At 70.9% G+C, this 19,651-nt stretch carries 19 protein-coding genes; 13 read left to right on the top strand and 6 right to left on the bottom strand.

Translation table 11 applies throughout. From position 1 onward, the window contains the following. Positions 1 to 191 precede the first annotated feature (191 nt). The 3 genes from ilvA (at position 192) to JJV70_RS07205 (ending at position 3,534) form a co-directional block, all read left to right on the top strand. The gene (gene ilvA / locus JJV70_RS07215) at positions 192 to 1,409 is read left to right on the top strand and encodes a threonine ammonia-lyase (RefSeq protein ID WP_219046898.1); all 1,218 of its coding nucleotides are present in this window, start codon (positions 192 to 194) and stop codon (positions 1,407 to 1,409) included. A gap of 239 nt (positions 1,410 to 1,648) precedes the next feature. Further along, positions 1,649 to 2,665, top strand: a complete 1,017-nt coding sequence (locus JJV70_RS07210; protein ID WP_219046897.1) for an ATP-binding cassette domain-containing protein — start codon at positions 1,649 to 1,651, stop codon at positions 2,663 to 2,665. Further along, a complete protein-coding gene (locus tag JJV70_RS07205; protein ID WP_219046896.1) occupies positions 2,662 to 3,534 on the top strand; it encodes an ABC transporter permease in 873 nt (290 codons plus the stop codon). The genes JJV70_RS07210 and JJV70_RS07205 overlap by 4 nt, the downstream gene beginning before the upstream one ends. A 99-nt stretch (positions 3,535 to 3,633) precedes the next feature. Here JJV70_RS07205 and JJV70_RS07200 read toward each other — a convergent pair whose 3' ends face one another. Further along, positions 3,634 to 3,828 (bottom strand): DUF397 domain-containing protein, encoded by a 195-nt coding sequence (locus JJV70_RS07200; protein WP_219046895.1) that lies wholly within the window; start codon positions 3,826 to 3,828, stop codon positions 3,634 to 3,636. Next, on the bottom strand, positions 3,764 to 4,669 hold the full coding sequence (locus JJV70_RS07195) for a helix-turn-helix transcriptional regulator (RefSeq protein ID WP_219046894.1): 906 nt from the start codon (positions 4,667 to 4,669) through the stop codon (positions 3,764 to 3,766). The genes JJV70_RS07200 and JJV70_RS07195 overlap by 65 nt, the downstream gene beginning before the upstream one ends. Before the next feature lie 327 nt (positions 4,670 to 4,996). On the opposite strand from JJV70_RS07195, the gene JJV70_RS07190 reads away from it, so the two are divergent. The 5 genes from JJV70_RS07190 to JJV70_RS22530 all read left to right on the top strand — a co-directional run bounded on the left by JJV70_RS07190 (position 4,997) and on the right by JJV70_RS22530 (position 7,666). Then, positions 4,997 to 5,188 carry a hypothetical protein gene (locus JJV70_RS07190; RefSeq protein ID WP_219046893.1) on the top strand — a complete coding sequence of 64 codons (192 nt, stop codon included), beginning with the start codon at positions 4,997 to 4,999 and terminating at the stop codon, positions 5,186 to 5,188. After that, positions 5,172 to 5,696, top strand: a complete 525-nt coding sequence (locus tag JJV70_RS07185; RefSeq protein ID WP_219046892.1) for a DUF6879 family protein — start codon at positions 5,172 to 5,174, stop codon at positions 5,694 to 5,696. Before JJV70_RS07190 ends, JJV70_RS07185 begins: the two co-directional genes overlap by 17 nt. Continuing rightward, positions 5,693 to 6,523 (top strand): helix-turn-helix transcriptional regulator, encoded by an 831-nt coding sequence (locus tag JJV70_RS07180; RefSeq protein WP_308294720.1) that lies wholly within the window; start codon positions 5,693 to 5,695, stop codon positions 6,521 to 6,523. Before JJV70_RS07185 ends, JJV70_RS07180 begins: the two co-directional genes overlap by 4 nt. 363 nt (positions 6,524 to 6,886) lie before the next feature. After that, positions 6,887 to 7,111 (top strand): DUF397 domain-containing protein, encoded by a 225-nt coding sequence (locus JJV70_RS07175; protein WP_219046963.1) that lies wholly within the window; start codon positions 6,887 to 6,889, stop codon positions 7,109 to 7,111. A gap of 87 nt (positions 7,112 to 7,198) precedes the next feature. Then, on the top strand, positions 7,199 to 7,666 hold the full coding sequence (locus tag JJV70_RS22530; protein ID WP_308294719.1) for a hypothetical protein: 468 nt from the start codon (positions 7,199 to 7,201) through the stop codon (positions 7,664 to 7,666). 114 nt (positions 7,667 to 7,780) lie between these two features. On the opposite strand, the gene greA is transcribed toward JJV70_RS22530, so the two are convergent. Both greA and JJV70_RS07165 read right to left on the bottom strand, forming a co-directional pair. After that, on the bottom strand, positions 7,781 to 8,278 hold the full coding sequence (gene greA, locus JJV70_RS07170; RefSeq protein ID WP_219046890.1) for a transcription elongation factor GreA: 498 nt from the start codon (positions 8,276 to 8,278) through the stop codon (positions 7,781 to 7,783). Positions 8,279 to 8,567: 289 nt separating this feature from the next. Beyond that, entirely contained in the window at positions 8,568 to 8,981 is a 414-nt protein-coding gene (locus JJV70_RS07165; RefSeq protein WP_219046889.1) for a DUF4307 domain-containing protein, read from the bottom strand. Between the two features lie 99 nt (positions 8,982 to 9,080). Here JJV70_RS07165 and mca point away from each other — a divergent pair, with 99 nt between their 5' ends. Beyond that, a complete protein-coding gene (gene mca / locus JJV70_RS07160) occupies positions 9,081 to 9,953 on the top strand; it encodes a mycothiol conjugate amidase Mca (RefSeq protein ID WP_219046888.1) in 873 nt (290 codons plus the stop codon). A 4-nt stretch (positions 9,954 to 9,957) separates the two neighbouring features. Further along, positions 9,958 to 10,212: a hypothetical protein gene (locus JJV70_RS07155; protein ID WP_219046887.1), complete on the top strand. Its 255-nt coding sequence runs from the start codon at positions 9,958 to 9,960 to the stop codon at positions 10,210 to 10,212. 52 nt (positions 10,213 to 10,264) lie between these two features. Here the strand turns inward: JJV70_RS07155 and JJV70_RS07150 are convergent, their stop codons facing one another. After that, entirely contained in the window at positions 10,265 to 13,576 is a 3,312-nt protein-coding gene (locus JJV70_RS07150; protein ID WP_219046886.1) for a tetratricopeptide repeat protein, read from the bottom strand. Between the two features lie 414 nt (positions 13,577 to 13,990). Then, positions 13,991 to 14,854, bottom strand: a complete 864-nt coding sequence (locus JJV70_RS07145; RefSeq protein WP_219046885.1) for a Bax inhibitor-1/YccA family protein — start codon at positions 14,852 to 14,854, stop codon at positions 13,991 to 13,993. 252 nt (positions 14,855 to 15,106) lie between these two features. Here JJV70_RS07145 and JJV70_RS07140 point away from each other — a divergent pair, with 252 nt between their 5' ends. The 3 genes from JJV70_RS07140 (at position 15,107) to hutU (ending at position 19,650) form a co-directional block, all read left to right on the top strand. Next, positions 15,107 to 16,327: an acetyl-CoA C-acetyltransferase gene (locus tag JJV70_RS07140; RefSeq protein WP_219046884.1), complete on the top strand. Its 1,221-nt coding sequence runs from the start codon at positions 15,107 to 15,109 to the stop codon at positions 16,325 to 16,327. 233 nt (positions 16,328 to 16,560) lie between these two features. Then, complete coding sequence (locus JJV70_RS07135) at positions 16,561 to 17,670, top strand: hypothetical protein (RefSeq protein ID WP_374227254.1); 1,110 nt, start codon at positions 16,561 to 16,563, stop codon at positions 17,668 to 17,670. Positions 17,671 to 17,898: 228 nt separating this feature from the next. After that, entirely contained in the window at positions 17,899 to 19,650 is a 1,752-nt protein-coding gene (hutU, locus tag JJV70_RS07130) for a urocanate hydratase (RefSeq protein ID WP_257573543.1), read from the top strand. Position 19,651 lies beyond the last annotated feature (1 nt).

Here is a 19,651-nt window from a genome sequence, read left to right as displayed (position 1 = left end):
GTGCGAGGTGGGGGTGCGCCACAGGGTACGCGCGTTGAGCCCGTCCCGTACCGCTGCTGCGGTAACGACCTGGTACAGGCAGTTGAAGCAGTGGAGGCGCCAGCGGCCGGGGAGCCGTCCACCGGGGGGCACCGCGCACGGGTGCCCGCACCGGTCGAGGGCCGTGGGCGGGCGCTGCGAGACTGGCGGGCATGGTTGACACCGCACATGAACTCACCGTCGAGGACGTCCGGACCGCCCACAAGGTGCTCGCCGGGATCGCCCGCGTCACGGCGATGGAGGGCAGCCGCCACCTGAGCGAGCTGCTCGGCGCCCCGGTCCATCTGAAGTGCGAGAACCTCCAGCGCACCGGGTCATTCAAGATCCGCGGCGCCTACACGCGGATCGCGGCGCTGCCCCCGGGGCGGCGGGCCAGCGGCGTCGTCGCGGCGAGCGCGGGCAACCACGCGCAGGGCGTCGCGCTGGCGGCGTCACTGCTGGGGGTGCGCTCCACGGTGTTCATGCCGGTGGGTGCGCCCCTGCCGAAGCTGGCGGCCACCCGGAGTTACGGCGCCGAGGTGCGGCTGCACGGGCAGGTGGTGGACGAGGCGCTGGAGGCCGCCACCGCGTACGCCGAGGAGACGGGCGCGGTCTTCATCCACCCGTTCGACCACCCCGACATCGTCGCCGGGCAGGGCACGGTGGGGCTGGAGATTCTGGAGCAGTGCCCGGAGGTGCGCACGATCGTCGTCGGCGTGGGCGGCGGCGGGCTGGTCGCGGGCATCGCGCTCGCGGTGAAGGCGCTGCGTCCGGACGTGCGGATCGTGGGGGTGCAGGCCGAGGGCGCGGCCGCCTACCCGCCGTCGCTGGCGGCCGGGCAGCCGGTGGCGCTCGCGGAGGCGTCCACGATGGCCGACGGGATCAAGGTGGGGCGGCCGGGCGACGTGCCGTTCAAAATCGTTGGCGATCTGGTGGACGACATCCGTACGGTTTCCGAGGACGCGCTCTCCAGCGCGCTGCTGCTGTGCCTGGAGCGGGCCAAACTCGTCGTGGAACCGGCCGGTGCCAGCTCGGTGGCGGCGCTGTTGAGTGAGCCGGAGACGATCGAGGGGCCAGTGGTGGCGGTGCTGTCAGGCGGGAACGTGGACCCGCTGGTCATGCAGCGCACGCTGCGGCACGGCATGGCGGCGGCGGGGCGGTATCTGTCGCTGCGGCTGCGGCTGTCCGACCGCCCAGGCGCGCTGGCCGCGCTCCTGGCAGAGTTGTCAGTGGCCGACGCTAACGTCCTCGACGTGAGTCATGTCCGTACCGATCCGCGGCTCGGGCTCGACGAGGTGGAGGTGGAGCTGCACCTGGAGACCCAGGGCCCCGAACACTGTGCCGAGGTGACGGCGGCACTGCGCCAGGCCGGATACACGGTCCGCCCCTAGCCAAACGCCGTCGCCCCGCCAGGTTCGCCCGAACGAGAGCAGTCGCGACAGTGACGCGATACATCGCGTTGCGCTAGAGTGAGAGGCGTGCGCCTCGAAGTCAGCGCGAGCTGGCGCCCCCGGCATGCCGCGCACCCAAGAGCGTGGAGAACCAGGCAGGCAGCCCTCCCTGAACTGCCAGAACTGCCAGAAACAGTCAGAAGCATTTCGAACGACCCCGGATTGGGAGAGAACAGAACATGCCAGGCGCCATTCACGCCGAAGGTCTGGTGAAGACCTTCGGCGACGTCAAGGCACTGGACGGTGTCGATCTCGACGTCCCCGAAGGCACCGTGCTCGGGCTGCTCGGCCCCAACGGCGCGGGCAAGACGACCACGGTGCGGGTGCTGACCACCTTGCTGCGGCCCGACAGCGGCAAGGCGGTCGTCGCCGGCCTCGACGTGCTCAAACAGCCCACCGAGGTCCGCCGTTCCATCGGCCTGTCCGGCCAGTTCGCGGCCGTTGACGAGTACCTGACCGGCCGGGAGAACCTGCAGATGGTCGGACAGCTGTACCAGATGTCCGGCCGGGACGCGAAGAAACGGGCGGGGGAGCTGCTGGAGCGCTTCAACCTCGCCGACGCCGCCGACCGCACCGCCAAGACCTACTCCGGCGGCATGCGCCGCCGCCTCGACCTCGCCGCGGCCCTCGTCGTCAGCCCGCCGGTGATGTTCATGGACGAGCCCACCACCGGGCTGGACCCGCGCAACCGGCAGGCGCTGTGGGACGTCATCCAGGAACTCGTCGCCGGCGGCACCACGCTGCTGCTGACCACGCAGTACCTGGAGGAGGCCGACCGCCTCGCCGACACCATCGCCGTGGTGGACCACGGCAAGGTCATCGCCCGTGGCACCTCCGACCAGCTCAAGCAGCGCACCGGCGGTGAGCGCATCGAGGTCGTGGTGCACGAGCGGGGGCGGATCGAGGACGCCCGGCGCGTCCTCGCGGGACAGGCCCAGGGGGAGGCCGAAGTCGCCCTCGACCAGCACACCCGCCGCCTGACGGTGCCCGTCTCCGGCGGCGCGAAGCTGCTGGCCGAGGTCATCCGCGAACTGGACACGGCGGGCATCGAGATCGACGACATCGGCCTGCGCCGTCCCACGCTGGACGACGTGTTCATCTCCCTCACCGGCCACGCCGCCGTGCTGAGCGACACCACCAATGGCGAGTCCAGCGAGGCCACCGACACCGACAACTCCCCGGAGGCAGCACAGTGAGTACCGTGGCCGACGCGCCCGGCGCCCCCCGGCAGGCCGAGGCCCCCCGGGGCAGCGGCGGCATCCGGCAGTCCGTGGTGGACTCGCTGGTCATCGCCCGGCGCAACCTCATCCGGATGATGCGCATCCCCGAGATGGTCATCTTCGGACTGATCCAGCCGGTGATGTTCGTCGTCCTGTTCAGCTACGTTTTCGGTGGCTCGATCAACATCCCCGGAGCCGGTCTGGACCCGGACGCCTACCGCAACTTCCTCATGGCGGGCATCTTCGCGCAGACGGTCACCTTCGCGACCGCTGGCGCGGGCGCGGGCATCGCCGAGGACATGCACAAGGGCCTCATCGACCGCTTCCGCTCGCTGCCCATGACGCGCGGCGCGGTATTGACCGGGCGCACGCTGGCCGACGCCGTACAGACTGCCCTCACCCTCGTCGTCCTGGCCATCGTCGCGCTGCTGGTCGGCTGGCGCATCGAGGAGGGCATACTCAAGGCTCTGGGCGCCTTCGGTCTGCTGCTGCTCCTCGGCTACGCCTTCACCTGGATCGGCGCCCTGATCGGTCTGACGGTCCGCACGCCCGAGGCAGCGACCTCGGGCGGCCTGATCTGGCTGTTCCCACTGACGTTCATCTCGATCGCCTTCGTCCCGTCCGAGAACATGCCTGGCTGGCTCCAGCCCGTGGCCGAGTGGAACCCGTTCAGCGCCACGGTGCTGGCGGCCCGGGAGCTTTTCGGCAACCTGCCCCCCGGCTACCAGGCACCCGACGCCTGGCCGATGCAGAACCCGGTTCTCGCGTCCGTCCTGTGGTCGCTCGTGATCATCGTGCTGTTCCGCACCCTCGCGGTCCGCAAGTACCGCAAGGCAGCGGGTTGATGACTCCGCCCTCCCACATCACCTGACGCAGACGAGGGAGTGCCCCCCGGCAGCAGCCGGGGGGCACTCCCTCGTCGGTACGTTCGCTGCGCCCGGGGATTACCTCACTGAGTCGATGAAGGCAGCCCACGCCACACGGGGGAACACGACAGCGGGACCACAGGGATTCTTGCTGTCGCGGACGGGCATCACGTCTGCGTAACCGTCAGCCACCTCGACGCAGGCGCTGTCATTCTCCCCGCTGTAGCTGGACTTGCGCCAGGGCGCGCTGCTCAGGTCGATGTGTGCGTGCATAGTGGCCTCGGTGCTCCTCAGCGATCGTCCGGATCAACTCCATGGAGGCTGCCGGGGTGAGCGCGGCTGCCCTGGCGAGATCGTATGCGTCTTGTACGTGTCGCACCAAGGTCGGATCGTCCATGTAGTTGCCCGTGCTGACGCCCTCGGCGTAAGCGACGTCCGGCGCGTCCGCGAAACGCATGACGGTGACCAGGCCGCCGAGCAGCCCCTCGGCTCCGTGTGCGAAAGGGACGACCTGGACTAGGGCCATGCGCTGCCGGGTCATGGCTGAGATGTGATCAAGTTGTTCAGCCATGACCTGCGGGCCGCCAACGGAGAGGCGAAGGACCGCTTCGCTTATCACGAACCAGCCCTCGGCCTGTCGTGTCGTCAGGATGCTGGCACTGCTCAGGCGATTGAGAACGTCTGTTTCGAGCTTCTCTTCCTCTTGAAGGGGTGCTCGGCCCAGGAACACCGCCCGGGCGTACGCCTCGGTTTGCAGCAGGCCCGGGACGTAGGCGGGAGAGTACTCCTGCACGCCGATCGCTGACCGCTCGGCCTCGGCGGCGCGGTCGAAGTGCCCGGCGTACGGGTTGCGCTCCAGGAAGCGCTCGAAGGTTCCCCCGGTGTTCAGCACCTGGTCGAGCAGCCGGGCATCCTCCAGGCTGGGCTTGCGTCGGCCCGACTCCCAGTGAGCGATCAGGGACGGGCTCTTGCAGATCGCCCTGCCGAGTTCCACTTGGGTCATGCCAGCGGCCTCCCGCCGCTGCTTCAACTCTGCGGCGTAGGGCTCCAGTAGCAAATCCCCCTCTTCCACAGGGCATCCGTAACGCCCGCCCCCGAAACCGTTGTTGGTCATGGACATATGCCTCCTCCGCACCCGGCGAAGTAGAGCTGACGAGGTTTCAACGCTACCCGGACCGGACCCATGCTGTAACCGGTTCGCCACAGAAGGTCCCCATCGGGGGAACCCCGCGCCGAGCGCTGACCTGCCCGCAACATGGGTGCTCGCCACGATCACTTGGCGCAAGGCACCGGTTTCCCGTGCCGGTCGGAGAAGAGGGCAGTCCGGGGAGGCGGGCGGTTTCCCGTTCCGTCAACCGTGATCGCTTGACCTCCGCGCCCGGGCCTCGGGACCATCAACCCAGACACGGGGTACTGGCAGCACGGGAGAAGGACCCAGGACATGAAGGTCACCAAACTGGTCAGCACGTGCGACTTCAAGGACTGCCCCACGATCTACCGGACGGATCGTGGCACGCTCTTGGTTCAGGGGGAGACTCCGGACCATCACGGGCTTCAGATTCCCGCCCACGAAAACCTGGTCGAGATTCCAACAGAACTGCTACAGAAGGCCATCCGTGACAACCTCATCTAGGACCCTCGGCGACCTCTTCGACACTTTCCAGGGCGAGGCTTTTCGGCTTGAAACCCTCGACGACTACAGCAAGTCGGGGAATGTCGATGCCTACCACGCGTTCCTGGCCGGGGAGCCGCAGCCGGACGACTACAACGCGGGCTGGGTTGAAGAACTCCGCTCCCACACTGCCAAAGGGAAGCGAGTCTACCGAGTTCACATTCTGCGTCGGCCACTCACGGACTACCTCAGGTTCGAACTCGGATGGGGGTATCGCAAGAACATGACCGGGGGTGAAGAGTTTTACCTTCTGGACGTCACCGACAGGCCGAACCCCTTGCGGCATGTTCCTGACTTCTGGCTCTTCGATTCTGACTCCGTGGCCGTAATGAGATACGACGATGCGGGGAAATTCCTCGGCTCAACCCTGTTGCCGCCGGACCGAACGGAGGAGTTCGTCGGGTACCGTGACGCGGCGCTCGCCTACGCGGAACCGTTCTCGGAATGGTGGGCCGCACACGGGGCGTGAACAGAGCACAGCTTGGGGCCGCGCTGCGGGCGCTGCGGGTAGCTTCCGGCAAGGAGGCCAAAGCGGTGGCCCGCAGCGCCCTCATGTCTCCGTCCAAACTGTCCAAGATCGAAAATGCGAAGCTCGCGGCCAGCGCGGCAGATGTAGAGCGCATCCTGACCGCCATAGGCGTCTCGGATGAGGTAAAGGCGGAGTATGCCGAGGTTGCAAGGGCGTCGGCGACGGAGGCCACGGCATGGCGCTTGTTGAAGCGCGTCGGAGTCCATAAGGGCCAGCAAGCCGCCATGGCCCTGGAGTCCCAGATGTCCACGCTCCGGCTGTTCCAACCAGCCCTGGTCCCGGGACTGCTCCAGACCCCGGAGTACATCCGTGCCGTGCTCCAGCGGCATGACCTGAGTGAAGACGCTCTCCTCCGGACGATCAATGGCAGACTGGAGCGCCAAGCGGTCCTCTACGACAACACCAAGTCGCTGCGGTTCATCATCACCGAGCCCATCTTGCGGTGGCGCCTTGTCCGGCCTCCGATGATGGCAGCGCAGATCGATCGCATCATTTCCTTTTCCCGTCTGCCCCATGTGGATATCCGCATTGTTCCGCTGAGCATTCAGCAGGAGGACATCGCGAACCACGCGTTCGTTATCCGCGACGATCGGATGGTGACGGTGGAGACCGTCCACGCTGAGGTTGTCGTGACGGACCCGAGGGACGTAGGTATTTACGTCAACAAATTCGAGCGTTTCGAACGGATGGCCTGGTCCGGTGACGCCATGAGAAGCCTGGCCGAAGGAATACGCGACGACTATTTGCGGGAACAGGAAACGGGCTAGAAACGTCTGCGAGGACCGGTGAGGATGGCGTTATGGAGAGCGAGAGAGAACTTTCGGTCCCGGAGCCAGCCCTCAGCAGGGTCGTACCTGCTGGAGCCGTAGCGGGAGCCGTCCACCCGACCGGGGTGTGCTGTCTGCATGTCCCCATGGGCAGCCCGTGCGGACGCCCGCTCCGTGTTCGATAGCAGCGTCTTGGCCGACGCCAGCGTACGGACGCGCCAGCACCGCGCAGAAGCACACGCTTCATGAGGTCGGCCCAAGTGCCCGACGCCGAAATCTCTTTCCTCCTCCCAGGAACTCCCGCCCGGGATCGGGCGGCGGCGGTCAGTCGTGGCCGTGATGAGTGAGCAGGAAGGCGCAATGATGCTGAACGGAACCGACCTGTACGGGTTCGACATCGGCGGGGCATCGTTCGTGAGGGCGTGCGGCGGCCCGTGTAGCGAGGGGTGCGTGACCCTGGCCCGGATCGGCGACGATGCCTGGGCACTGGGCGACAGCAAGCGGCCGGACGCGCAGCCGCTGCGATTCACCACGGAGGAGCTGGACGCGGCCGGCATCGACCCGGCGCGCTTCGGCCTGAACGTCTGACCCCCTTCACCAGCCGGGCGCGGGCTCATCTCCCGTCTCTGGGCGCGGCTCGCGCCTGGCTGGCCCTTCTCGAAACGGAAACGCCTTGTGCACCACCACGGCTATCTGTGGGCCGGACCGAAAGAGCGCTTCGACAACGAGGCCCTACGGCGGCCTCCGTACCCTGAGCCACCCCCGGCCGGGAGCAGGCCGGAGCTGATCCAGCGGTATCGGGAGGTCTCGGCCGAGTTCCCGACCGTTGACCTGCCTCCACTGGAAACGGCGAACTGGCTCATCAAGCCGCGCTCACTGATTCGGGGCACATGGGGTGGGGCGAAGGAAGCGGCTGCCTGGCTTGGGGAGCGGCTGGCGGAGCACGCGCCTCGGTTCACGGCGGAGGCAGAGCGGGACACGGCCCGTCTGGCGTCGATGGTGACCTCTGCCGAGGGGCGGTTGGAGGAGGGAGGTGATGTGTCCTACGGCTTCTACCTCGAACGTCCTTCCTTCCTCTCTCTCGCTGTCGTGACGTGCTCCCCGAATCGCTCGATGCCCGAACAGGCTTGTCCCCTCAGGTAAGCGCGGGAGCCTTCCGCTGTTGGGCACGCGGCGCGGCAGGGGTGTTCCGGCGTCTGCACGCGGGAAGCCCCCGGCGGGGTGGCTGGGGGCTTCGGGCGGGGCGTGCGGGCGGGGTCAGCCCTGGTAGGGCTTGGCTTCGAGGACCTTGACGGTGGCCTTCTTGCCGTTGGGCAGCTCGTACTCGGCGGTCTCGCCGATCTTCTTGCCGCTCACGCCGCTGCCGAGCGGTGATTGCGGCGAGTACGTCTCGACGTCGGCGCTCGCGTACTCCCGGGAGGCGAGGAGGAAGGTGAGGGTGTCGTTCGGGTCGCCGTCGAAGGCGATCGTCACCACCATGCCGGGGGCCACCACACCGGTGTCCGCAGGGGCCTCGCCGACCTGCGCGTTCTCCAGCAGCTGGGTCAGCTGCCGGATGCGCAGCTCCTGCTTGCCCTGCTCCTCCTTGGCCGCGTGGTAGCCGCCGTTCTCCCGCAGGTCACCCTCTTCGCGGGCCTCCTCAATCTTCTTCGAGATCTCGGCGCGTGCGGGACCCGACAGATGCTCCAGCTCGGCCTTGAGCTGGTCGTACGCCTCCTGGGTCAGCCAGGTGACGTTGTCGCTGGTCTGGGTCACAGGTGCTCCTTGCAGGTACTCGGGATATAAGCAACGCCCTGCCCAGAGGATGGTTCGTCACTGGACGGGCGAAACATCGACCCTAACAATTTCCCCGGAAAACGGAAGATGGGGTAGCGGTGAGTGTCGGCAAGCTCACAGCGGGTCCCTGGGGGGTGGGGTGGTGCCTGTCGTACAGGGCACGGTTCCGCTCTGGGTGTGGGGGTCTTCCCGCCCTCACAGGTGCCTCCCGCCCCGCGCGGGTGCCTCCCCGCCGTCGTCCCCCGCCGGACGGCCCAGGCGCGGGGCGTCAGCCGGTCAGCGGTTTGCAGCCCAGGAGTTCGGTGGCGTACGCCTCGCGGGTGGTGCGCAGGGTGACGACGCGGTCCACGCGGCGTTCGCCCGCCTCGAAGGTGTAGTCGGCGCGGCCGACCTCCGCCTTGTCGAGTGCCAGCGCCCGCAGCGAGCACACCCCGGCGACGTCGGCCTCCTTGCGCACCTCCAGGTGCGCCTCGATCTCCGTCTCCGAGACCGGGTCGTACTTGATCACCTCGCCGCTCACCGTGCCCGCCGTCGTCACGTAGGAGTAGCCGAACCAGCCCAGCACCGCGAGCGCGCAGGCCCCGGCGACCGCGCCGACGACGCGCAGGCGGTGGTCGCTGCGGGCCTCGTCGGTGCCGGAGCGCCCGTACCGGTCGGCAGGGAGTCCGCGCGATTCGGCCATGGTTCACGTCCGGCGGGTGAGAAGGGGAATTTTTCGGCAGGCTGCGTCCGTCAGTATAGGAGCCGTGTTCCGTCACCAGTGAACGAGGATCGAAGAGCCTTGAGTGAGCAGCTGCGACTGATGGCCGTGCACGCCCACCCCGACGACGAGTCGAGCAAGGGCGCCGCGACCATGGCGAAGTACGTGTCCGAGGGGGTGGACGTGCTGGTGGCGACCTGCACCGGCGGTGAGCGCGGCTCCATCCTCAACCCCAAGCTCCAGGGAGACGCCTTCATCGAGGCGAACATCCACGAGGTGCGCCGCAAGGAGATGGACGAGGCGCGCGAAATCCTCGGTGTCAAGCAGGCGTGGCTCGGCTTCGTGGACTCCGGCTTGCCCGAGGGCGATCCGCTGCCGCCGCTGCCCGAGGGCTGCTTCGCGTTGCAGGACGTGGACGCCGCGGCCGGTGCGCTGGTCCGGCTGATCCGCACGTTCCGGCCGCACGTGATCACCACGTACGACGAGAACGGCGGTTACCCCCACCCCGACCACATCATGACGCACAAGATCAGCATGGTCGCCTTCGACGCCGCCGCCGACCCGGAGCGCTATCCGGAGGCCGGTCCCGCCTGGCGTCCGCTGAAGCTGTACTACAACCAGGGCTTCAACCGTCCGCGCACCCTGGCGCTGCACGAGGCGATGCTCAAGCGGGGCCTGGAGTCCCCGTACGGGGAGTGGCTCAAGCGCTGGGAGGACTTCCAGCGTCCCGATCGCACCCTGACCACCTATGTGCCCTGTGGCGAGTTCTTCGAGATCCGGGACAAGGCGCTGATCGCCCACGCCACCCAGATCGACCCGGACGGCGGCTGGTTCCGCGTCCCGATGGAGCTCCAGCGCGAGGTCTGGCCGACGGAGGAGTACGAGCTGGCGAAGTCACTCGTGGACACCACCCTCCCCGAGGACGACCTCTTCGCGGGCATCCGGGACAATTGAGCCCATGAGCGCTACGCAGGCCCTGCTGACCTCCCCGCACTCCGCCGAGCTGATCACCCTGGCGCAGGAGCTGGACGAGAACAAGGTGACGCCCGGCGTCCTCGGGTTCATCGTCTTCGCCGTGATGGGGCTCGCGGTGTGGATGCTGATGAAGTCCCTCAACCGGCACATGAACCGCGTGGACTTCAAGGAGCCGGAGGCGGCTGACACCGCGAAGACCGCCCAGACCGCCCAGACCACGCAGCGCCCGGAGGCGTAGCGCGGCCGACGGCGACGGGCGGGCCGCGTGTGCCACGGCCCGCCCGGCGGTGTCACCGCGCGGTTTCGGGCTCCAGCGGCACGCCCATCACCTCGCGGGAGTGCCGGGTGGGCACCATGCCCAGGTCCCACATGCGCCAGCCCTCCGCCACCTCGACGCCGCGCTCCAGCATCAGCGCGTACGCCTCGGCGCTGTCGGCGAGGGCCGGGTCGCGCTGGCTGTGGTCCTCGCGCAGCAGCTCGGCCAGCTCCTCCTGGGCCACCGCCGTGCCGACGACGGAGCCGCCCGGCGAGGCCAGCGGCAGCAGCGTGCAGCGCAGGAACCGCGCCCAGTCGCCGCCGCGCAGGTCGGGCCGGGACGCGCCCGGTTCGCCGTACCCGGCCGCGAACAGCTCCAGTGCCGCGTCCGCCAGACCGAGCGCCTGCGCGAGCTTGCCGTTACCCGCGTCGATCACCGCCAGCTCCAGGCAGGACCACGCCTCACCGTGCGCGACGCCGATGCGCTGGAAGTCGCCGCGCGCGTCCTGGAGCAGCTGCCGGGCGAATCCGCTGTTGCGCAGCGAACCGGAGGACGCCGCCCGCTGGTCGCGGCTGACGCGGCCCAGGTGGTGCCGGGCACAGGCCAGCCCGTAGACGTCCCGCATGCGGCTGAACCCGGCCCGGGCCCGCTCCAGCTCCTGCACGGCGCCGTCCCGGTTGCCGGTCTCCTCCAGCGCCAGCCCCAGGTAGTGCCGCGTCCACGCGGCGCCGCGCGGGTCCTCGCTCTCGCGGTGCCGCACCAGCGCGCCGTGCAGCTCCTCGACCGCCTCGGACGCCTCGCCCGCGTACAGCCGGGCCCGCGCCAGCTCGGTGAGCGCCCACGCCTCGCCGCGTCCGTCCTGGCTGCGCCGATAGCCCTCCAGCGCGGCGTGCAGCTCGCTCTCGGCGGCGCCCACCTCGCCGGTGCGCAGCAGGGTCTGGCCCAGCTGGAAGTGCGTCCACGCCTGACCGTGCACGCTCTCGCTGAACCGGTGCCCCTCCAGCGCCTCGCGCAGCAGCGTCAGCGCCTCCCCGACCCGGCCCCGGTCACGTTCGACGGCGGCCAGGGCGTGCAGCGTCCAGGCCCGGTCCCCGCGCAGCGCCTCCCCCGACTGGAGCTGGAGCGCTTCGCGCAGCTTGTCCGCCGCCTGCGGCAGCTGGCCCTGGTGGTGCAGGGTGATGCCCAGCTCGCGCAGGGTGCGGGCGGCACCGGCCTGGTGATCGGCCTCCAGGTACAGGCTGACGACGGACGACAGCGTGCTGTGCGAACGGTCCAGCTCGCCCAGCTGCCGGGCCGCGATGCCGGTGCGCCACTGCACCGAGCGGGTGAGCAGGCCCTGATCGACGGCCTCGGCCAGGTCGCTCAGCTCGCCGAGCCGGTACAGGTCGCCGTGCAGCAGGCAGTAGTCGCACAGCGCGCCCAGCAGGTGCAGCACCGCCGACTGGTCCACGGCCGGGTCGGTGTGGCGCAGGGCGGCGGTGATGAAGCTGGACTCCTCGTCCAGCCAGCGCAGCGCCGATTCCAGCGAGGTGAAGCCGTGCCCGCCGAAGTGGCCGGTGGAACGGGTGGAGGTGTTGCCGTCCACCATCCGGATCACCGTGTCGGCCAGCTCCGCGTAGCTGCGGATCAGCCGCTCCTGGGCGGCGGCCCGCTCGGCCGCGTCCTCCTCTTCCCGCAGCCGGGCGAGCGCGAACCGCCGCACCAGGCCGTGCAGCTTGTACCGCTGCCCGCGCACCTGCTGGAGCAGCCCGGCCCGCGCCAGCGCCTGGAGCTCGCGCGCGGCGGCGGGTTCGTCCGTACCCAGCAGCGCACCGGCCGCCGCCGCGCCCAGACTGGCCCGCCCGGCCAGCGCCAGCCGCCGCAGCAGCCGGCGTCCGGCCTCGGACTGGTCGGCGTACCGCAGCGTGAGTGCCCGCTGCACGGGATCGACGGCGCCGGGCGGCCCGTAGGCGGCCAGCTTCCGCGCGACGGCCCCCGCCTCACCCGCGTCCGCGAGCGCCGAGCCCGCCAGCCGCAGCCCGAACGGCAGCCCGCCGCACAGCCCGGCGATCTCCTCGAACGCGGCGGCGTCGTAGGGCACCTCGGCCCGCGCGCCCTCGGCGTCCGGCGCGGCGGCCAGCGTGCGCAGCAACTCCTCGGCGCCCGCCGCCTCCAGCCCGTTTAGTGCCAGGTGGTGCACCCACGCCGTCAGCTCCGGCGGCAGCTGAAGCGGCTCGGTGGTGGTGACGATCACCAGGCTGTCCGAGCGCTCCGGGACGAGGGCGGCCACCTGCGCCGGGTCCGTGGCGTCGTCCAGCACCACGGTGACCGGCACCCCGGCCAGGTGCTGGTGGTACAGCTCCGCCAGCCGCCGCACCTGCTGCTCCTGCGCCGGACGCTCCCGGCCCGAGCCCGAGCCGCGGAACAACAGCTGCTCGCGCGGCGCGCCCAGCCGGTTCAGCAGGTGCAGCAGGGCATCCCGGGTGCCCAGCGGCGTCCCGGTGGTGGTGTCGCCGCGCAGGTCCACCAGGCACGCGCCGCGAAACTGGTCCCGCAGCTCGTGTGCCGCGTGGAGCGCCAGCGCGGTGCGGCCCGACCCCGGCACGCCGTGCAGTACGACGACCGTCGGCCGCGTCTGCGTGCTCGCCCGCGCCTGGTGCACCCACTGCGCGATCCGCGCCAGGTCCGCCTTGCGGCCCGCGAACGGCTCGGTGGGCGCGGGCAGCTGCGCGAACGACTGCGCCAGCACCGTGCGGCGCCGGGCGGCCGCGCTGCGGTCCTGCCCGCGCAACTGCGGCTGCCGCCCGGCGCCTTCGCCGCGCCGGGACCCGGTGCGCGGCGCGGCGATGCGCTGCTGCTCCAGATACGGGCGGACGCCGCGCACCTCCAGCGCCGTCAGCCACGCCAGCCGCAACTGCTCGACTCCGCCGGGCTGGTGGCGCGCCCCGGCACCGGACTGCGCGTCCCACAGGTGTGCCGCGACGATCTGGGCCAGCGCGCCCGCCACCCCGGCGGCGGCGACGACGAGCGCGGCGCCGATCGCCTGCCCGGACCCGTACTCGCGGTCCCACAGCATCACCGCTACGGCGGCGAACGCCACGGCTCCCGCCACCGGCCCGAGTGCCCGCCCGGTGAACCGCTCGCCCAGCCGGCCCGGCCCGGCCGCGTCCAGCGCCCGCGTGTAGGCCGCGTACTCCTCACCCGCGCGCGCCGCGATCTCCGTCAGCGACGCCCGGCCCCGGGCGAGCAGCACCCCGCCGTCCACGGTGCCGCCGCTGCGCCGCACCTCCTCCTCCACGGCGCGTGCCAGCACCTGCTCGGCCTCCGCGCGGTGCTGGTCTCTCAACTCCGGTACAGCCCCCGACATGTGAGCAGCCTTCCCTCTCGGCAACCCCTCCAGTCTTCCGCGTCCGCCCCCCGGGCAACACCCCGGCGCACGCCCACCGCGCCCGCCTCCCGCCTCTGCGCCCCCACCCTGGCCGCCCACACGCCCGACGGGTGGCCCGTCCGCCGCGTGGCGTGGCGTCGGTGGCGGACCCCTGAGGTCACAGAGACCCGAGGACGATCTCCGCCCGCGACGGAGCCACCGTCCGCACGCCCCAGATGCCGTTGTACGGTCCGTGGCGGCTCCGGTCCGTGGCTTTGGCCGGGACAGCGCGGTGCGCGGTGTGGCCCCTTCCCGCGTATCCGGCACCGGAGAGCACCGAATACGCGGAAAGGGGGCCGCGAGCGGTGCTCGCGGCCCCCTTCGGGGACGGACGGGCGGCTGGGCCGCGTAGCGTCAGTCGCTGCTGTTGAGAATCCAGGCCAGGCGCAGGAACTCGAAGTAGATCCAGGCCAGGGTCATGGTCAGACCGAAGGCGGCCAGCCAGGACTCCTCGCGCGGGGCGCCGTAGGCGATGCCGTCCTCGACCTGCTTGAAGTCCAGGGCGAGGAACAGGGAGGCGATCAGCACGCCCGCGATGCCCATCAGGATGCCGATGCCGCCGGTGCGGAAGCCCCAGCCGTCACCCGCGCCGAAGAGCGCGAAGCCCAGGTTGACCAGGCACAGCAGCGCGTAGCCCATACCCGCCGCGATCGCGAAGCGGGTAAAGCGGGCGTTGACCCGGATGATGCGCGACTTGTACAGGAACAGCACCGCGCCGAAGACCGCCATGGTGCCGATCACCGCCTGCATCGCGGCGCCGGGCGCGTACTGGTTGACGTAGTTGCTCATCGCGCCGAGGAAGACACCCTCGAACACCGCGTAGGCGATGATCAGCGGCGGCGAAGCCTTCGCCTTGAAGGACTGCCACAGGCCGAGGCCGAAGGCGACCAGCAGGGCGATCAGCGCCACGCCGAGGCCCACGTTGGTGACCCACGCGACGGTCGCGGCCGCCACGACGGTGCCGAGCGTCATCGCGGTGCGCGAGACGACGTCGTCCATCGTCATGCGGTCGGCCTGCGGCGGGGCGGCGGGCGGGAAGCCCTGCGTGCCCTGCTGCGGCTGCGCGTACGGGTTGCCGGCCTGCGGCTGCGCGTACGCGTTGCCCTTGGCGGCGCTCTGCGCGTAGGGGTTCCCGGCCTGTGCCTGACCGGCCTGGAAGCCGGCGTAGCCGTCCCGACTGAACCCCCGACGCGAGAAGACCGGGTTGCTGCTCCTCATCTCACTCCTCCATGGCCGCACGGCACGGCTTCTTGAACCAGGGTAATGGTTGAGCAAAAGCCGCACGCTAGTCCACCGGGGGAACGTGGGAAAGAGTCGGAATCGTTCCATCGTCGTGACGGCTTCCGCCGTCGGACGCACGCGGCGCCGTCGCCTGCGAGCGGCGTCACACCGCGGAAGCCGTGACCTTGGTCCTACGCGCGGGTAACTTCCCTGGCAGTTCTGCCCCGCGCCCGTCTGTCTGGAGCCGTCATGCCCGAAGCAGTGATCGTTTCTGCCGCCCGCTCGCCGATCGGGCGGGCCTTCAAGGGGTCGCTCAAGGACGTCCGCCCCGACGATCTGACCGCCGAGATCATCCGGGCCGCGCTCGCCAAGGTGCCGCAGCTCGACCCGCGCGACATCGACGACCTCATGCTGGGCTGCGGCCTGCCCGGCGGCGAGCAGGGCCACAACCTGGGCCGCGTGGTGGCCGTGCAGCTCGGCATGGACCACCTGCCCGGCTGCACCATCACCCGCTACTGCTCCTCCTCGCTCCAGACGACGCGGATGGCGCTGCACGCGATCAAGGCCGGTGAGGGTGACGTCTTCATCTCGGCGGGTGTCGAGATGGTCTCGCGCAGTGTGAAGGGCAGCTCCGACGGTCTGCCCGACACCCACAACCCGCTCTTCGCCGACGCCGAGGCCCGCACCGCCGCCCGGGCCGAGCAGGGCGGCGAGGGCTGGAGCGACCCGCGCGAGAACGGCGAGCTGCCGGACGTCTACATCGCGATGGGCCAGACGGCGGAGAACCTGGCCCGGCTCAAGGGCGTCACGCGGCGCGAGATGGACGAGTTCGGCGTCCGCTCGCAGAACCTGGCCGAGCAGGCGATCAAGAGCGGGTTCTGGGAGCGGGAGATCACGCCGGTGACGACGCCGGACGGCACGGTCGTCAGCCAGGACGACGGCCCGCGCGCCGGGGTGACGCTGGAGGGCGTCGAGGGCCTGAAGCCGGTGTTCCGCCCCGACGGGCTGGTGACGGCCGGTAACTGCTGCCCGCTGAACGACGGCGCGGCGGCGCTGGTGATCATGTCCGACACCAAGGCCCGCGAGCTGGGCGTCACGCCGCTGGCCCGGGTGGTGTCCACCGGTGTCTCCGGTCTGTCCCCGGAGATCATGGGCTACGGCCCGGTCGAGGCGAGCAAGCAGGCGCTGGCCCGCGCCGGGCTGTCGATCGGCGACATCGACCTGGTGGAGATCAACGAGGCGTTCGCCGCCCAGGTGATCCCCTCCTACCGGGACCTGGGCATCGACCTGGACCGCCTGAACGTCAACGGCGGCGCGATCGCCGTCGGCCACCCCTTCGGCATGACCGGCGCGCGCATCACCACCACGCTGATCAACTCCCTCCAGACGCACGACCGGCAGTTCGGCCTGGAGACGATGTGCGTGGGCGGCGGCCAGGGCATGGCGATGGTCATCGAGCGGCTGAGCTAGGAGTCCCGGGGCGGGGCTGTTCGAGACCCCGCCGATGCCAAAGCGCCCTCAGGATGTGATGTATGTCCTGGGGGCGTAGCCTTTTCGCAGATCAGAACGGTATTGGCCAAAGCATTGCGCCGTGCGAGGTGCACGATTTGTGATGTTTTCCGCTGTGCTTGTGCCGGAGGCACGGTAAAGCTGAGGTAGGAATTCAAGGCTGTAGCCGAGTCTGGAGAACGTCAGTGATCGCCATATCCCTCATCCTGCTGCTGGCCGCCGTGGTCGTCGCGGTGCTGAGCGGGTTCGCCCTGCACGCCGTGCGCGGCCTGCGCCGCGAGGTCGCCGGGCTGCGCGGCGACCTGGACCGGCGCGCCGCCCGCGAGGCCGCCGTGCCCGCCGCACGTCCCGCACCCGTCGCGGAGGACGTGCGGGTCGCCGTGGCGGACGCGCTCGCCGCCGAGCGGGAGCGGGAACTGGCCGAGGCCCGCGCGTTCTGGGACGCGCAGGACGGCCGGGACGCCGACACCTTCGGCGGGCACGCTGACACCTTCGGTGCTCCGTACGGCCCCGGGACCTATGACGCCCTCCCGGACCTCCACCCCGGCTACCCCACGGACCCGCACCCGGATCTCCCCCTGGACTACGACGTCAGCGCCCTGGACGCCGCGCTGCTCGATGCCCTGCTGGACGAGGTGACGGCCGCGCCGGAGGTCCCGCAGGCTGGTCCCGTCGTGCCGCGTCAGGCAGACCGCCGGGTCGAGGCGACGCCGGTGGCCGAGCCGGAGGGGACGGGCGAGCGGGCGGAGCCCGAGCCCGCCGAGGCCGCCGCCCACGCGGAGGCGCCGCACGCCGAACCCGCGTCCCGCACCGACCGCACCGACGCGGAGGCCGCAGCCCGCGCCGCCGCCCGGCGCCGTCACCCTTCCAATCCGCACCACACTCTTTCCGGTGAACCTGTGGTCCCGGCGCCCGCGAGCGGCGCGGAGGCGGACGACGCCGCTCCCGATGCCGCGGCGCTCGACGCCGCTGCCCGGCACGCCGAGGCCCGGCAGACCGGTGGCACGGACGCCGAGGGCACCGTGGCGCGGCTGGCCGCGGTGGCCGCCTCCGGCACGGAGCTGACCGACGTCCGCCCGGGTCCGCTCGGCACGCTGGACGTGTACGTCTTCGCCGACGGCACCACCGTGTGCCTCTCCCCGGGCCACCGCGACACCGCCGAGCGGCTGGCCGGGTCCCTGCGCGCGGGGGACGCCCCCGTCCTGCTGGGCGGCTCCGGCATCTCCGGCGGCTACGCGCTGACCTTCGCCTGTGGCGAGGAGACGCTCTACGTGCTCGCCGACCGCGTCATCGCCTCCCGCTGACGGCCCGTTCCTGAGCCCGCGCCCCGTGCGGGTGCCCAAGGGCTTGCAGATCATTACCACCCCGACGCCCTCCCGTGCCGCCTTGCCGGGAGGGCGTCCGGCTGTCCTGGTGCCGCCGTCCAGCCCTGTTGACTAGTTCTATTCAGCTCGTAGAGTGTGTGAATAGAACGATCCGTGAGGCAGGGCCGCGCCCCACGCGGGACGCGGGCGACACCGGGAGGCAGGGGCATGGCGGGACAGGCCGGACAGGCGGGAGACCGCGCGCCGCGCACCGTGCGCGCGCCGCGCGGCACGGAGCTGAGCGCGCTCGGCTGGCCGCAGGAGGCCGCACTGCGGATGCTCCAGAACAACCTCGACCCACAGGTCGCCGAGCACCCGGAAAAGCTCGTCGTCTACGGCGGCACCGGCAAGGCCGCGCGGGACTGGCACTCGTTCGACGCCATGGTCCGCACCCTGCGCACGCTGCGGGCGGATGAGACGATGCTGGTGCAGTCCGGGCGCCCCGTCGGCGTGCTGCGGACGCACGAGTGGGCGCCGCGCGTGCTGCTGGCCAACTCCAACCTGGTCGGGGACTGGGCCACCTGGGAGGAGTTCCGCCGCCTGGAGCAGCTGGGCCTGACCATGTACGGGCAGATGACGGCCGGCTCGTGGATCTACATCGGTACCCAGGGCATCCTGCAGGGCACCTACGAGACGTTCGCCGCCGTCGCCGCCAAGCGCTTCGGCGGCACCCTGGCCGGGACGATCACGCTGACGGCCGGGCTCGGCGGCATGGGCGGCGCGCAGCCGCTGGCCGTCACCATGAACGGCGGCGTCGCGCTCTGCGTGGACTGCGACCCGCGCGCCATCGACCGCCGCATCGAACACCGCTACCTGGATGAGCGCGCCGACTCGCTGGAACACGCGCTGGAGCTGGCCACCGCCGCCCGCGACCAGCGCCGCCCGCTGTCCATCGGCGTGCTGGGCAACGCCGCCGAGGTGGTGCCACGGCTGCTGGCGATGGGCGCGCCCATCGGCATCGTCACCGACCAGACCAGCGCCCACGACCCGCTCGCCTACCTCCCCGCCGGCGTCGAGTTCGCCGACATGGCCGCCTACGCCGCAAAGAAGCCCGCCGAGTTCACCGACCGCGCCCGGGAGTCGATGGCGCGGCACGTGGAAGCGATGGTCGGCTTCCAGGACGCGGGCGCCGAGGTGTTCGACTACGGCAACTCGATCCGCGGCGAGGCCCAGACCGCCGGGTACGCGCGGGCCTTCGCCTTCCCCGGCTTCGTCCCCGCCTACATCCGCCCGCTGTTCTGCGAGGGCAAGGGCCCGTTCCGCTGGGCCGCGCTCAGCGGCGACGCGAAGGACATCCACGCCACCGACCGCGCGATCCTCGACCTCTTCCCGGAGAACGAGTCGCTGGCCCGCTGGATCAGGCTGGCCGGGGAGCGGGTGCACTTCCAGGGCCTGCCCGCCCGCATCTGCTGGCTCGGCTACGGCGAGCGCGAGCGCGCGGGCGAGCGGTTCAACGCGATGGTGGCCAGCGGTGAGCTGTCCGCCCCGGTGGCGATCGGCCGCGACCACCTGGACTGCGGCTCGGTCGCCTCCCCCTACCGGGAGACCGAGGCGATGCTCGACGGCTCCGACGCCATCGCGGACTGGCCGCTGCTGAACGCCATGGTCAACGTCGCCTCGGGGGCGTCGTGGGTGTCGATCCACCACGGTGGCGGCGTCGGCATGGGGCGCTCGATCCACGCCGGGCAGGTCACCGTGGCTGACGGCACGCCACTGGCGGGCGAGAAGATCCAGCGCGTGCTGACCAACGACCCGGGCATGGGCGTCATCCGGCACGTGGACGCCGGCTACCCGCGCGCCGACGAGGTGGCCGCCGAGCGCGGAGTGCGGGTGCCGATGCGTGAGGACGGCGCGAGCGCCCCGGACGCGACCACACCGGGCACGAGCACGGGCGCCCCGGGCGAGGGCGGCGCGGCGTGAG

Source organism: Streptomyces sp. JJ66, from assembly GCF_019303495.1.
Taxonomy (GTDB): domain Bacteria; phylum Actinomycetota; class Actinomycetes; order Streptomycetales; family Streptomycetaceae; genus Streptomyces.
The sequence above is the reverse complement of the archived record's forward strand: the minus strand, read 5'-3'. Positions and strand labels throughout refer to the sequence as shown.

Bases quoted from the DNA above. Each gene is read 5' to 3' on its own strand.
- ilvA (WP_219046898.1), top strand. From the start codon at position 192: ATGGTTGACACCGCACATGAACTCACCGTCGAGGACGTCCGGACCGCC.
- JJV70_RS07210 (WP_219046897.1), top strand. From the start codon at position 1,649: ATGCCAGGCGCCATTCACGCCGAAGGTCTGGTGAAGACCTTCGGCGAC.
- JJV70_RS07200 (WP_219046895.1), bottom strand. From the start codon at position 3,828: ATGCACGCACACATCGACCTGAGCAGCGCGCCCTGGCGCAAGTCCAGC.
- JJV70_RS07195 (WP_219046894.1), bottom strand. From the start codon at position 4,669: ATGACCAACAACGGTTTCGGGGGCGGGCGTTACGGATGCCCTGTGGAA.
- JJV70_RS07190 (WP_219046893.1), top strand. From the start codon at position 4,997: ATGAAGGTCACCAAACTGGTCAGCACGTGCGACTTCAAGGACTGCCCC.
- JJV70_RS07175 (WP_219046963.1), top strand. From the start codon at position 6,887: ATGCTGAACGGAACCGACCTGTACGGGTTCGACATCGGCGGGGCATCG.
- JJV70_RS07165 (WP_219046889.1), bottom strand. From the start codon at position 8,981: ATGGCCGAATCGCGCGGACTCCCTGCCGACCGGTACGGGCGCTCCGGC.
- JJV70_RS07155 (WP_219046887.1), top strand. From the start codon at position 9,958: ATGAGCGCTACGCAGGCCCTGCTGACCTCCCCGCACTCCGCCGAGCTG.
- JJV70_RS07150 (WP_219046886.1), bottom strand. From the start codon at position 13,576: ATGTCGGGGGCTGTACCGGAGTTGAGAGACCAGCACCGCGCGGAGGCC.
- JJV70_RS07145 (WP_219046885.1), bottom strand. From the start codon at position 14,854: ATGAGGAGCAGCAACCCGGTCTTCTCGCGTCGGGGGTTCAGTCGGGAC.
- JJV70_RS07140 (WP_219046884.1), top strand. From the start codon at position 15,107: ATGCCCGAAGCAGTGATCGTTTCTGCCGCCCGCTCGCCGATCGGGCGG.
- hutU (WP_257573543.1), top strand. From the start codon at position 17,899: ATGGCGGGACAGGCCGGACAGGCGGGAGACCGCGCGCCGCGCACCGTG.